Origin of the sequence: Microcoleus sp. S13C4 (assembly GCF_036700865.1) — a bacterium.
In the GTDB taxonomy this organism is placed as follows: Bacteria; Cyanobacteriota; Cyanobacteriia; order Cyanobacteriales; family Microcoleaceae; genus Microcoleus.
The window spans coordinates 1-15,817 of the sequence record NZ_JAUBPS010000024.1 but is presented as its reverse complement, the minus strand read 5'-3'; the positions used below and the strand labels follow the sequence as shown (position 1 = coordinate 15,817).

At 49.8% G+C, this 15,817-nt stretch carries 3 protein-coding genes; 2 read left to right on the top strand and 1 reads right to left on the bottom strand.

Features of this window, described 5'->3' with window-relative positions; all coding sequences use genetic code 11:
- Positions 1 to 677 precede the first annotated feature (677 nt).
- On the top strand, positions 678 to 8,984 hold the full coding sequence (locus QT996_RS12450) for a DUF4347 domain-containing protein (protein WP_333046854.1): 8,307 nt from the start codon (positions 678 to 680) through the stop codon (positions 8,982 to 8,984).
- Positions 8,985 to 9,642: 658 nt separating this feature from the next.
- On the opposite strand, the gene QT996_RS12445 is transcribed toward QT996_RS12450, so the two are convergent.
- Complete coding sequence (locus QT996_RS12445) at positions 9,643 to 10,266, bottom strand: GNAT family N-acetyltransferase (protein WP_333046853.1); 624 nt, start codon at positions 10,264 to 10,266, stop codon at positions 9,643 to 9,645.
- Between the two features lie 1,713 nt (positions 10,267 to 11,979).
- Between QT996_RS12445 and QT996_RS12440 the strand changes: the two genes are divergently transcribed.
- On the top strand, positions 11,980 to 15,513 hold the full coding sequence (locus QT996_RS12440) for a response regulator (RefSeq protein WP_333046852.1): 3,534 nt from the start codon (positions 11,980 to 11,982) through the stop codon (positions 15,511 to 15,513).
- Positions 15,514 to 15,817: the final 304 nt, after the last annotated feature.

The window sequence follows — 15,817 nt, the reverse complement described above, 5'->3', positions numbered from 1 at the left end:
TTGCGCCAATCTCGCGTTCAATTCTCAAATCCTGCGATCGATTCACTACCTTTGGCTGCCGCCACCCGAAAATTTAAATCATATATTAGTGCAACTTGTCAACTCCTAGGTGGTGTTAACTTGCCTTACGCGATGTTAATTTTTGTATGTTTTAGTGGTATTTATGATAATTTTTTGATATTGCTTCAATATAAGTGAATTTGGCGGCGATGTCAATCGCCAACAGTAGTAAATCGAATCGCAAATTAAAAATTTTCCAATTCTCGGAAACCATTTTTTTAAGTTGGCTTACGGTGAAGATTAAACAAAAAATCCTACTTACAACCGTACTGAGAAGCTTCGTGTTACCGGAATTACTGCCTTTTTTCAGCAATGCGTAAGTAATTGGCGAGCGAAATTTCCATCTTCTGGCATGGCTTCTTCTCCAATCAAAAGAACTGACTGGCGCAGTAAAAGCCAGAAAACGCTTGCGTAGGAGTTGGGTTGATTTCTCCTCCTAGCGACCCGCCATCGCCCGCAGCAGTCCTCGTCCAATTCTTTCCTAAAAGCTCAAAAAATACGTAAGTATTTAATTATTTTTATAAAACTAATTTATTGAAAATTTATATTTTGGTGTTTAGGGAATTTTCTCAAGGGGGGTAGGATAAAACAAATAACTAAATCAGGGAATAATGAAGATGATCTCGCATCTGCCGATTTTTTCAGGCGTCAAAATACCTAAATCTACCAATATTGCCACTAAGAACAACTTTTTTTGGAAAAAAGCAAGCTCTACAGCAGATATTGAAGCGAAAAAATCTCTAGTGATTGTTGACTCCCGAGTAGAAAACTACGATCAATTGATCGGTGGTATTAAAGCAGGAACGGAAGTATTTGTACTCAATCCAACCAGGGGGGCGATCGAGCAAATCACTGAAATTTTGAGTCAGCGCACCAGCATCAACAGCCTGCACATAGTTTCTCACGGCCGAGAAGCAGCAGTAGAAATCGGCTCAACAGAACTTAATATTGATAATCTAGAAACATACCGCAGCCAATTGCAGCAGTGGGGAAAAGCCCTTAACGAATCCGCCAGCATTCTGCTTTACGGCTGTAACATAGCAGCCGGCGAATCCGGCCTTAAATTCATACAAAAACTCAGTGAAATAACAGGAGCAAATATTGCCGCTTCCAATAACCTAACAGGGAGTGCAGCATTAGGAGGCGACTGGGAATTAGAAATTACTACAGGACAAATAAATACCGAACTAGCATTTGAAAAAGAAGTCCTAGAAAGCTACACATCAGTCCTGGCTACCTTAGTTGCCGAAACCTTTCAAGGTTCAACAGCACTAGGGCCTTGGATTTATGGAACTAGGGGCAATTCAGCCCCTCCTGGCTTAACCGCAGGCACCGGCCCGGGCGTTATTCCCGGTGTAGTGGGAGGGCCAGTCGATCAACCAGGCTTCGGCGCTTTGAGATTAACCTCAGCAAATAAGGACCAAGCAGCTTTTGTCATCTACAACAGCCCCATCTCTTCCGCTGATGGGCTAAAAGTTACCTTTGATTTATTTGCCTATAACGGCAATATTGGTGCCGATGGCATTAGTTTTTTCCTAATTAACGGAACAACTACGCCAACAGCAGCGGGAGGCTACGGCGGCGCTCTCGGCTATGCAACGAGAAATACGAACCCAATAACGCCTGGTATTGTAGGAGGTTATTTAGGTGTGGGATTAGACGAGTTTGGCAATTTTGCCAATCCGGCTGAAGCGGGCATAGGTGGCCCCGGGAAGCGACCTGATTCAATAACAATTAGAGGCAGCGCAGCCAATAACTATAATTTTTTACGTAACGCTACCGTTCCAGGTGGGGTAGATAGCACAGTTTCAGGTCGTGCTGATGCTAAAAGAAAAGTTCAAATTACATTGCTACCGGGTACAAACCAGCTTACAGTTGCCTTCGACTCCAACGATGGCGTATTCGTTCCCGCCGAAACACTGATCGACATACCGGATTTAGTGGCGGTAAACGAAGCAATACCGCCTACTTTTAAATTTGGTTTTGCTAGTTCGACAGGTTTTTATACAAACATTCATGAGATTGCTAATCTCACTGTCGAAAGTATCAACACTCCCGCACTTTCAGCCGACATTTCCGTTGCTAAAAGAGGCCCCGCGTTCGCCACCCCCGGCAGCACCATTACCTATACAATTACTTCCACTAATAAGGGAACCAGTAGCGCCGCAGACGTTATCATTCAAGATCAACTTCCGGCAAATTTAACCTTCGTCAGCGCTCCCGATACCGCTGGCAATGGCGTATATGACCCTACAAGGCAGACTGTCACCTGGCCGATGATTCCGACTCTGGCTAGCGGCGCTAGCACTACCCGCACCATAACCGCAATTGTCCCCGCACAGACAGCGATCGGCACAACCATAACCAACACCGCCTTTAGCAACTCCAGCACTTACGACCCCGACCTAGCTAACAACAACGGTTCCCTACTAATATCTCAAGCCCCAACTACAATTGTTGCTGCTAGTGCCGACGTAGTTACCACCAAAATCGGCTCCACTACCGAAACAGTGGGTAGGACAGTCAGTTACACAATTTCCACAGTCAACAACGGCCCTAGCACAGCCGAAAACGTCATAATTACTGACAGCATTGTTCCCGGTTTAACAATAGTTAGTCAATCCAGCGGTACTTACGATCCAATTACTGGCATTCTCACCTTCTCATCTGTTCCCAGCTTAGCCAGCGGTGCTGCTGCTGCGATTACCAACACAGTTAGTTTCATCGCACCTGCATCCGGCAGCGTCAGCAACACCGCCAGAAGTACCTCACCTACCCCAGATCCTTTTCCTGAAAACAACAACGGCACTGATCCGCTGGCTAAAGTCACCACAACTCTGACACCTAGTGCCGATGTCGTTACCACCAAAATCGGCTCCACTACCGAAACAGTGGGTAGGACAGTCAGTTACACAATTTCCACAGTCAACAACGGCCCTAGCACAGCCGAAAACGTCATAATTACTGACAGCATTGTTCCCGGTTTAACAATAGTTAGTCAATCCAGCGGTACTTACGATCCAATTACTGGCATTCTCACCTTCTCATCTGTTCCCAGCTTAGCCAGCGGTGCTGCTGCTGCGATTACCAACACAGTTAGTTTCATCGCACCCCCATCCGGCAGCGTCAGCAACACCGCCAGAAGTACCTCCATTACCTATGACCCGACTTCAACCAACAATGACGGTAGTGCTCCGGGCGCTAAAGTCACCACAACTCTGACACCTAGTGCCGATGTCGTTACCACCAAAACCGGGACTGTTACAGAAACAGTGGGTAGGACAGTCAGTTACACAATTTCCACAGTCAACAACGGCCCTAGCACAGCCGAAAACGTCACAATTACTGATAGCATTGTTCCCGGTTTAACAATAGTTAGTCAATCCAGCGGTACTTACGATCCAATTACTGGCATTGTCACCTTCTCACCTATTCCCAGCTTAGCCAGCGGTGCTGCTGCTGCGATTACCAACACAGTTAGTTTCATCGCACCCCCATCCGGCAGCGTCAGCAACACCGCCAGAAGTACCTCCAGTACCTATGACCCAATTCTTGAGAACAATGACGGTAGTGCTGCTAAAGTCACAACCACTCTGACACCAGCACCAACTCCGACTCCCAACCAACCGCCAGTTGCCAACAATGCCAAGTCCAGCCTAGGGCCCAACAGCAGCCAGTTAGTCACGGGATTGGGAGGAACGGACGACGGCTTGATCGTCTCTTATACCATCAACACTCTGCCCCCAGCAGACCAAGCCGTCCTGTTTTTAGGAGATCCAGCCAACGGCGGCGTTGCAGTGACACCCGGCCAAGTCCTGACTCCAGCACAGTTGCAGCAACTATTTTTCCAAACGACGGGCACCTTTACAGGAAGCAATTTCACCTACAGCGCCACAGACAACAGCGGTGCTATCAGTCCCCCTGCTACCGCTACTGTGGATGGACTGATAGCACCGACTCCAACACCCACTCCAACACCGACTCCAACACCGACTCCCACACCAACTCCCACAACTCCGACTCCCACACCAACTCCCACAACTCCAACTCCCACAACTCCAACTCCCACACCAACTCCCACAACTCCAACTCCCACACCAACTCCCACAACTCCAACTCCCACGCCAACTCCCACAACTCCAACTCCCACGCCAACTCCCACAACTCCAACTCCCACACCAACTCCCACAGCTCCAACTCCCACACCGACTCCCACAAGTCCAACTCCCACACCAACTCCAACTTCCAACCAACCGCCATTAGCCAACAATGCCAACTCCAGCCTCGGGCCCAACAGCAGCCAGTTAGTCACAGGATTGGGAGGAAGCGACCCCGACGGGTCGATCGTCTCTTACACCATCAACACCCTGCCCCCAGCAGATCAAGCCGTCCTGTTTTTAGGAGATCCAGCCAACGGCGGCGTTGCAGTGACACCCGGCCAAGTCCTAACGCCAGCACAGTTGCAGCAACTATTTTTGCAAGCCACAGGTAACTTTACAGGAGCCAATTTCACCTACAGCGCCACAGACAACAGCGGCGTCTCCAGTCCCGCTACCGCTACGGTGGCGGCCATACTTCCAACTGACAACCAACCGCCATTAGCCAAAAATGCCAACTCCAGCCTCGAACCCAACAGCAGCCAGTTAGTCACAGGATTGGGAGGAAGCGACCCCGACGGGTCGATCGCCTCTTACACCATCAACACCCTGCCTCCAGCAGACCAAGCAGTCCTGTTTTTAGGAGACCCAGCTTTGGGCGGTGGCGTACCAGTCACACCCGGTCAAGTCCTGACTCCAGCACAGTTACAGCAACTATTTTTGCAAGCCACAGGTAACTTTACAGGAGCCAATTTCACCTACAGCGCCACAGACAACAGCGGCGCATCCAGTCCCGCTGTCGCTACTGTCGCGGCTATCTTGCGGCCGGTTGGGCCCACACCAACTCCAACTCCAACTCCAACTGACAACCAACCACCAGTTGCCAACAATGCCAACTCCAACCTCGGGCCCAACAACAGCCAGTTAGTCACAGGATTGGGAGGCAGCGACCCCGACGGGTCGATCGCCTCTTATACCATTAACACCCTGCCGCCAGCGGCCCAAGGAATCCTGTTTTTAGGAGATCCAGCCAACGGCGGAGTAGCCGTGACACCGGGTCAAGTTTTGACACCGGAACAAATAGGACAACTGTTTTTCCAATCCACAGGTAGCTTTACCGGTGCCAATTTTACCTACAGCGCCACAGATAACAGCGGCGCTGTTAGCCCCCCAGCTAACGCGAATCTCGGTTTAACAGGAACGACACCCAACCAACCACCAGTAGCGACACCTACTAACCTCACGGTAGGGCCAAACAGCAGCGCCCCGGTGCCTGGATTGGGAGGAAGTGACCCCGATGGGTCGATCGCCTCTTATACCATTAACACCCTGCCGCCAGCGGCCCAAGGAATCCTGTTTTTAGGAGATCCAGCCAACGGCGGAGTAGCCGTGACACCGGGTCAAGTCCTGACTCCAGCACAGTTGCAGCAACTATTTTTCCAATCCACAGGTAGCTTTACCGGTGCCAATTTTACCTACAGCGCCACAGATAACAGCGGCGCAGTTAGCCCCCCAGCTAACGCGAATCTCGGTTTAACAGGAACGACACCCAACCAACCACCAGTAGCGACACCTACTAACCTCACGGTAGGGCCAAACAGCAGCGCCCCGGTGCCTGGATTGGGAGGAAGTGACCCCGATGGGTCGATCGCCTCTTACACCATCAACAGCCTGCCCCCAGCAGACCAAGCAGTCCTGTTTTTAGGAGACCCAGCTTTGGGCGGTGGCGTACCAGTCACACCCGGTCAAGTCCTGACTCCAGCACAGTTACAGCAACTATTTTTGCAAGCCACAGGTAACTTTACAGGAGCCAATTTCACCTACAGCGCCACAGACAACAGCGGCGCATCCAGTCCCGCTGTCGCTACTGTCGCGGCTATCTTGCGGCCGGTTGGGCCCACACCAACTCCAACTCCAACTCCAACTGACAACCAACCACCAGTTGCCAACAATGCCAACTCCAGCCTCGGACCCAATAGCAGCCAGTTAGTCACAGGATTGGGAGGCAGCGACCCCGACGGGTCGATCGCCTCTTACACCATCAACAGCCTGCCCCCAGCAGACCAAGCAGTCCTGTTTTTAGGAGATCCAGCCAACGGTGGTGTACCCGTGACACGCGGTCAAGTCCTGACTCCTCAACAGTTGCAGCAACTATTTTTGCAAGCCACAGGTAACTTTACAGGAGCCAATTTCACCTACAGCGCGAAAGACAACAGCGGTGCTATCAGTCCACCCGCTATCGCTACTGTGGCTGGACTGATAGGGCCGACACCAACTCCAACACCGACAACAACACCAACTCCAACACCGACAACAACTTCCAACCAACCGCCATTGGTCAACAATGCCAACTCCAGCCTCGGGCCTAACAGCAGCCAGTTAGTTACGGGATTGGGAGGCAGCGACCCCGACGGGTCAATCGTCTCTTACACGATCAACACCCTGCCCTCACCAGACCAAGCAGTCCTGTTTTTAGGAGACCCAGCTTTGGGCGGCGGTGTACCGGTGACACCAGGTCAAGTCCTGACTCCTCAACAGTTACAGCAACTATTTTTCTTCACGACAGGCAACTTTACAGGAGCCAATTTCACCTACAGCGCCACAGACAACGACGGCGCTATCAGTCCCGCTGTCGCTACTGTCGCGGCCATACTTCCAACTGACAACCAACCGCCAGTTGCCAACAATGCCAACTCCAGCCTCGGGCCTAACAGCAGCCAGTTAGTTACGGGATTGGGAGGCAGCGACCCCGACGGGTCGATCGTCTCTTACATCATCAACACCCTGCCCTCACCAGACCAAGCAGGTCTGTTTTTAGGAGATCCTGCCAACGGTGGCGTTGCGGTGACACCTGGCCAAGTCCTGACTCCAGAACAGTTACAGCAACTATTTTTCTTCACGACGGGCAACTTTACAGCCACCAATTTCACCTACAGCGCGACAGACAACAGCGGTGCCACCAGCCCCGCGCCCGCTACTGTGGCGGCTATCTTGCGGCCGGTTTCGCCAACTCCCACACCAACGCCGGCATCGCCGAGCATCTCAAATCCGATCGCCGAACCAGATACCGAGTGTTTGTGTCAGCCCATTATTGAAAAACCGGGAATTAACTTTGCGCCCCCGCAGCAACCACCTGCAGTTGGATTTGTCCGGCCTATTTCACAATTTTCCGAGGGACAAACCACCAAAGGAACCGACGGCGATGACTTCATCGTAGACACCAAAGGCAACCAAAAAATCGTCGGTTTTGAAGGCAACGACCTGCTTTTAGGTGAAGAAGGCGCGGACGAAATTTACGGCAACGAAGACAATGACAGGATTTTTGGGGGCATTGACACCGATATTGTTTACGGAGACGAGGGCAACGATATCGCCTTTGCAGGCAAACAGAACGACTGGATTGCCGGCGACTTAGGCTCTGACACCCTGTTTGGAGATCGAGGTGCGGATACGATTCTCGGAGACACCGGGCAGAACAACTCCCAGAACCCTGACGATGCTCGCGATTTGATTTTCGGAGGCGAGGGTGCAGACATCATTAACGGCAACGAGGGCGACGATACCATCCATGCCGGCAAAGGTGACGATATTGCCCTTGGAGGTAAAGAAAATGACCTGATTTGGGGCGAACTCGGCTCCGATACGTTGTTTGGTGGCATCGGCTCCGACAGCTTGTTTGGGGGCATCCGCGACCAAAGGGCCAGCGACTCGCAGGGACGCGACTTGCTGTACGGAGGCTTCGGTAACGACTTCCTCAACGGCCAACAAGCCAACGATACGTTGGTTGCAGGCAAAGATAACGATCGCGCTTACGGAGGTAAAGGCAATGACATCATCTACGGTCAATTAGGCTCCGATACTCTCTACGGCGGCGAAGGAGCCGATACTCTGCTCGGCGACAGTGGCAGTTCCCAGTCCATCGGGGATCTCGGCGAACAAGACTTAATCTTTGGGGACAGTGGCAACGACATCATCGGCGGCGGCCACGGTAATGATGCCGTGCAAGCAGGTAAAGGCAATGATTGTGTTTGGGGTGGCAAAGATAATGACTTGATTTGGGGCGAGCTCGGCTCTGATACCCTTGTCGGCGACAGCGGCAACGACACCATGTACGGCGGTGCTCGAAGTCGAGCTCAAGATGTTGGCGGCCAGGACTTGCTCTTTGGTGGCATCGGTGCTGATGTGCTGTTCGGCGATGAGGGTGACGATACCATTAGTGGCGGTCAAGACAACGACTTGATTTACGCCGGTAAAGCTAACGACCTCATACACGGAGATCTGGGCGACGACTTGATTTACGGCGGTGACGGCAGCGATGAACTCTGCGGTGGCGAGGGCAGCGATACCATCTATGGCGATCGTGCTGATAACCGGGGTGTCTCGGTGGGCGCAAACGACCAGCAAGACTGCATCAACGGCGGTGATGGCGATGACTTGCTCTACGGCAACGAAGGCCAAGATACTATCAACGGAGATGCTGGCAGCGATACCCTGATTGGTGGTAAAGATAGCGACCTTCTCAATGGGGGCGCTGGAGACGATTGGTTGTTTGGCGACTGGGGCGAGGATACTTTAATTGGAGGTATGGGGAGCGATCGATTTGTGTTGAATGGTGAGGGCGGCACCGATACTGTGATTAATTTCGAGGTAGGCGTCGATAAGTTGGTTTTGAGCGGTGGGGTGAGTTTCCAGCAGTTGCAATTTAGCGCCACTCCCAACGGTACGTTGCTGCAAGTAGCAGGAACCGATCGGGTTTTAGCGAATCTGGTGGGGATTAACGGGGCGATCGGCTCCTCGGATTTCCTACCAAATCTCTCTGAACTCTAGAATTGGCGGCGAAAGTCTCCTGTTCGGGCGAACAAAACGCCACAGCAGCTCAGAACTTCTGTGGCGTTCCTCACAATACTCTATTCGGGTGAGAAACTTTGTAGCGCTAGACCATTGACATCGTTCTTACAGTTGCGTTTTGTCCCTCTCTAAAATGCTAAAAAATAAAGGTGTATTCAAGCCGGATTTGGTATAATATCAAATCTGTTAGCCTTGGGATTATTCATAAATCTATTATCTTTAGCGGCGTGAATTAGGGTCAATCCCTTGTCATCTGCGGTGAATAAATTATTTTTGTTTTACCGCAGATACAGGCAGATCAACACAGAGTAACGCAGATTAATTAGATGAATTTTTGTTGCATCCTCCGTGATTCTGGACTGGTTTTTAGGCCCGACGAGGCTACCGGAGCTGATATAACTTTGTATGGGGTTTTTCAGGTGTTCCCAGGTACACAAGGGTTGGTAGCAAAGAGTGTTTACTACCAACTAATTTTAGTGTGTTGTGCGATCGGGCTTAAGAGCAAACTAAAATTCATCACTAATTCCTCATTCCCCTTCCATTGATTCACAATTCGGAAGTCAAAGATACAGAGATAGCTATTTTTCCCTTTTTCCTGCTTCGCCTCACTTCCCTACGATCAATTCCAATACTTAGCTTAAGATAGCGAAATCTGCTTGCGTAAAAACAGCCGGCGCGGCTGGCCGAACAGCCAACCAGTCCAATTCCAATCCACTTGTTGCAAGCGATAGCCGGCCTGATAGTACAACTGTCGCGCCGCGTGATTATTTTCCAGAACGTGGAGGTAAATCTCAGAAAATCCCCATTCTCTGGCTGTCTCCTCGCAGTTGCTGAGCAATTGTTGAGCAACCCCCTGTCGCCGGTAGTCCGGGTGAACGGCTAAATTCGACAAATAAGGATAGTCAGAATTAGGGATTTGCCAAGGAAAGCGAGAACGCATAGCCATTTCTACTGTTCCTGCCATGCGCTGAGCTCGGTGCGCTCTAGAATTCTGCGTTCCCTCCTCCCGCGAGACTAGCTCAGCAACCAGACAAATGTAATGTTCTGCCTTAGAACGCAGTCGATTTTTTAAATCTTCGTAAATGCCCAAACGCAACACTGGATACACCCATTCTACAAACCCCTCGCGGGAGTGAAAGCTCATGGCTAAAATATCAGCTAGCTGCGTTAAGTCGTTGGGCGCAGCCACCCGGATCGAAAAACCACAAAGTCCGGGAGTTTGTTGTTGGTGAGATGGTGAGGAAAAAAATGAAGGATTCACAATGCCAGGCCACTATATTAATTTTTTTACGCGGGTTTCTAAGCTACCATCTTAGAAAATTGGGTGATGTTATACTGATCTTATAACCTAACTTATAGGCATAGTTTATTAGCCCGATTAAATTATATTCTTTTCTGCTTGACTTTAAGTAGTATTTGAGGTAAATGGAAAATTATTAGCATTTAATACTCTAGTTATCACAAAATAAAACTCATCCCCTAATACTAGATTTGTGGATAAGCTATTTGGCCTTTAAATAGAAGCTTGATCCCTGGCTTTCGGCCGGCATCACAAGAGTTTAAGTAAACAGTAGAGTAGCTTACAAATTAAATGCGCGACAGCTTAGCGGGCAAGGTATTAAAAACAATCACAAACGTTTTAACGTCAGGTTCCCGGAATCTTACCGCTCTCTGCTTACGGAAATACCCGATCGAATATAATTTATCCGTCAAGCGGTAGTTGAAAGACTCAACGACTGATCAGACTAACACCGGGCGCGCTGGCGCGTCGGATGTTCCCCGCCGCCCCCCGGCCTGGCACCCCAGCTTTCAGCAGTTCTGGGCAATCCATCCCCTGTCCCCGATCGCACCGGCCTTACCTGTTGAGCTAGGGGGTACTTTCCCAACTTCCAATTGAAATTTGGATGCCTGGAAACAGTCTGCGGGGGTTTTCCCCCTCGGCTCGATACTCTGCTGCGCGCGATCGAGACCTTCAAAACCTCGATCGAGCTGATTGACCCTGCCCAAAAACCGATATACGCCACCGACACTGGTCGTGGAGAGATCAAAATTTTAGACCCTAGTTCAAGCTCCACGATTCATCTGTGGAGTACATCTAAAATCTAAAATCTAAAATCTAAAATCGACTGATCGGTTTCCACAGAGTACATCCCTAGCTAAGATTAACAGATGGATGCTCGAGCTTGCGGTGTTTCGCCGCAGTAATTGGCTTGTCGAAGGTCTGCAGGAGGCACAAAAAATGCCGAGATCGGGAAAAAAAGTGCAAGTCTAACTAAAATGGTACAGCAATTGCGTCACTCCCACAGACACCTGTCTGGTCTGTCAGCCACCCCCGAATATCAGTCAGGGGCTGGGCGCCGGATTGTGGTCGGTATCCCTGGCTGACTGTTAAAGTTGCTGTTACTTGTGGGAAAAAACACAGGCGAAGATGTTGGTTGTCTATTGTATCTTGCTGCGGGCAGCTTTCACATACTAAATAAAACAGTCCCAGGAGCCAGGATCAAACATAAATTTGGCAAATCAACTCACAATCAGGACGGTTATTCCTATGTATTCTGAGATATCCAGACGGCAGTTAAAATGACCAGATTTGTGTTTGCTCTCCTGCTGCATAAAGGTAAGGGGTGAAGGAAAATTCTCGGTAGACGAGTTTAGATGAATATCATTAAATAATAAAATTGGGGTGCACGACAGATAACTGTGGCTCAGAAGAATTCGGAATTGAAAACCCAGACATCAAAAATCAAGGTTGATGCTCTTGCCTCGCCCACTCACAACAACTCCATATCCACGAATTATTGTGATACTTTTTTCCAAAAATAATGGCACTTTCGGCAAAATCCCAACCCTTATGTCATCAGTCATTCGCAATCGAAAATCGAAAATGGTATGACTTCAGCAATTTAAATCGGCGAATTCTTCCTTTGATCAGACTTATTAAATCGAACAGCCCCGGGGCACAGGAGAACGGTGCATGAATTCCCAAGAAAATCCTAAGCTAAAAATTCTGATCGTCGATGACGAACCGGATAACCTTGACTTGCTTTACCGCACCTTTCATCGAGACTACAAAGTGCTCAGAGCCGAATCTGGCCCGGCTGCTCTCGAAATTTTGGCAAAAGAGGGAGAAGTTGCGGTGATTATCTCCGACCAGCGAATGCCAAAAATGAGCGGTACGGAGTTTCTCAGCCTGACGGCGGCTCAGTACCCCGATGTGATCCGAATTATTTTAACTGGCTATACAGATGTTGAAGATTTAGTTGAAGCTATTAACGCTGGCAAAGTATTCAAATATGTTACCAAGCCTTGGGATGCTCAAGAGCTGATAAATCTTGTCAGTCAAGCTGTTGAGACTCACAATCTTTTGAAAACGCGCACCAATGAACTGCGCCGTGCTTTGAGCCAAGAATCGCTGCTTTATGCCGTTACCAATACTATCCGATCGGCTCCCAATTACCAGCAAATGCTGCAAAGAATTGTGGAAACTGTCGGGCAGATGTTTGAGGTGAGTTGCTGTCTGCTGCGGCCGTTCCAAGACGGCCAAGTTGCCGATGAGTGGTTCGTTTACCAGAAGGTAGAAACTCAAGGGTTGGCGGGCGATGAGGAAGCGATGCCAGGAGATGCTTCTGCTGCGGAACTCTCCCCGGATTTGCTGCCGGATTTGGTTTGGGAAACTCTGGATGTGGAGGTGATTCAAGATGCCCAAACTGACGATCGAGTTTTAAACTCGGATAATCAACAGCGACAGCAGGCTTACGAAGCTGCGAATATTCGATCGAGCTTAATCGTACCGCTGTTTTACAAAATCGAACTTATGGCAGTTTTGGCGCTGCACCAGTTTGCGGAACCGCGCCAGTGGCAAGACCACGAGGTACAGTTGGTAATTACGGTGGCAGACCAAGCGGCTTTGGCGCTTTCTCAAGCCCGGGCTTACGAACAGGTACGGGCGCTGGCCAAGCGCGAGGCCCTAGTCAATACTATTACTACGGCAATTCGATCGAGTCTCGATCCCCAAAATATTTTTGCAGCCATTACTCAACAACTCGGTCAAGCTTTGCAAGTTGACGGCTGCGCCCTATCTCTGTGGACAGAAGATGATGAATACGTCCAATGCGTGGGGCTATACGACACAGATAGGGATACCGTGGCTGTAGAACAGGGTTTTATTGACAATCCAGAGGTAGTTGCGAACCCTCTTGGCTACGAGACGACTTCTGCCGATGCTGCTGAGAACACTCGCGCGTGGGTTTTTGCCCATCCTTCTTTGCCACAGTCTTTGGTGCCGATTCGGGGGAATCCGGTGTTGCTGCAAGTTATGGTATCAAAAGAGCCGGTCGCGATCGAAAATCTCGACGAACACCCCGAGTTAAATGTTACAGAACTGCAAGTTCGATCGCCAGCCCGCGCCTTGTTAGTCGTTCCCTTACTCTCAGAAGGCAAAATCATCGGCAGCATTTCCCTGCGCCAAAATCGCAGCATCCGCCGCTGGAACATCTCAGACATTGACCTGGCTCAAATAGTCGCAACTCAAGCTGCTCTGGCCGTGCAGCAGTCGCGCCTCTACCAGACTACCAGACAGCAGGCAGAAAGGCTTCTGGAAGCCGATCGGCTCAAAACCGAGTTTTTCCAAAATATCTCCCACGAGTTCCGCACCCCTCTAACTCTAACTATCGGCCCTCTGGAATCAGCTTGCAGGCGCCACGAAGACTTGCCCTACGAACAAGCCGTAATCGCTTTGCGTAATTCCCGGCGCCTCCTGCGCTTGGTAAATCAACTGCTGGACTTGCAGCGACTTGATGCCGGACGGATGCAGCCGAGTTTTCGCCCCTGCGATTTAGTCGGTTTCTGTTACTCTACCGCAGAGTCGTTCCGCGCCTACTGCGAGAAAAAAGGACTGCACTTAATTACCCAACTGCAAGAATGTCCTTTACTTTATTTGGATCTGGAAAGATTTGACAAAGTTATTTACAACCTGCTATCAAATGCTGTTAAATTCACCCCAGAAGGCGGAACTATCACCCTGAAAGTTGAATCGGCCGGCGCTCACTGCTTGTTACAAGTAAAAGACACGGGTATCGGCATTCGCACCGAACAAATTCCCTATTTATTCGAGCGCTTTCGCCAAGCCGAAGGTTCAGCTAGCCGTTCCTACGAAGGCAGCGGCTTAGGTTTGGCACTTGTCAAAGAATTAGTCGAACTCCACGGCGGTCAAATTTCAGTTGAGTCAGTTTACGGCGAAGGTACTACTTTTACCGTTTGGCTGCACTTTGGTTCGACTCACTTGCCTCCGGAACAGGTACTAGAAATACCTGCGGACTTTCACTCATCCAAAGCTGCTGTGGAACTGGCCGATGTGGAAGCGGATTTGTCGGAAAATGAGGCAGAAAATCATAACTTTGAGGCGCTCCAACCGATCAGATCAGAAACAGCAGTGGGAACGGTTTTGGTGGTTGACGACAATCCAGATTTGCGCTTTTATGTGTCGTCTATTCTGCGAGATTCTGGTTTTGCAGTTTTGCTCGCCCGCAACGGACAAGAAGGGTTTGCCGTGGCTAAAAAACGTCGCCCTAATTTAATTATAACTGATTTGATGATGCCTTTGATTTCGGGCTTGGATTTGATTCGGATGATTCGAGAGGATGAGGAATTGCAGGGAACTCCGGCAATTTTGCTGACTGCTAAAGCCGACGAAGATACTCGAATTGAAGGAGTAGAACGGGGTGCAGATGCTTATTTGTCCAAGCCTTTTAATGATCGAGAATTGTTGGCGGAAGTGCGGAATTTGCTCGCCCTCAAACAAAACGAGCGCCGAGTGCAGCAGTTGAATAGTTATTTAACTGAGTCGGTTCTGCGCCGATTTTTGCCGCCGGCGATGGTGAAGGCCGCAGCGGCTGGAGATTTGGCATTGGATTTGCGCCCGGAACCGCGATTGATTACTATTTTGTTTAGCGATATTGTCGGTTTTACTCAAATGGCAAATACGCTGCGATCGCGCCGGGTAGCTGAGCTGTTGAATGAATATTTGGCGGCAATGACTAAGGCTATTTTTGACAGCGGCGGTACGGTGGACAAGTTTGTTGGAGATGCGGTAATGGCTTTCTTTGGCGCGCCGGAGGAACTAACCCCTAATGAGCAAGTACGCCGCGCTGTGGCTGCTGCTGGCCAAATGCTGCGAGCTCTGAAGGAGCTTAACAAGAGCTGGTTGGAGCAGGGAATTGTTGGAGAAAATGGGGTGCCTCCGGTGCGGTTTCGCTGCGGAATTCACCAGGGTACTGCGGTGGTGGGGATGTTTGGCGGCCCTGATCGATCGGATTATACTGCGATCGGGCCGAGCGTGAATATTGCCGCCCGCTTGCAAGAGGTGACGGAACCAAACACGGTGCTAATTTCGGCGGCGGTGGCAGATTATGTTGAGGAAAATCGCATTGTTAAATATAAGCCTTTGAAACTAAAGGGAATTGATGAAACGGTATTGACTTTTTTACTAAATTGTGAGGAGTCATTATAAGTATTCTATAGCAACCGCTTTCGTCGGCGCCGGACACAAAGCGTAAGACATCCTCTATTGCATCTGGTAAACAATCAAACTGATCCAGTTTTTGGCGGATGCGACTCTTTAACCAAGACTCTTCTTTGCTCAATATTGTTAAGATGTGGTGAATAGGGAGGTAAGCTGTTGCACATTTAAACTGTGATACACGCATTGCCCTTATTTTTGATTTTACGACCCCACTTAATTATACCATTTTGCCAAATAAGTGCTACAATGTCAGGTCAGAAAATTAAGGGATTTTTTATGAAGGTCAACTATC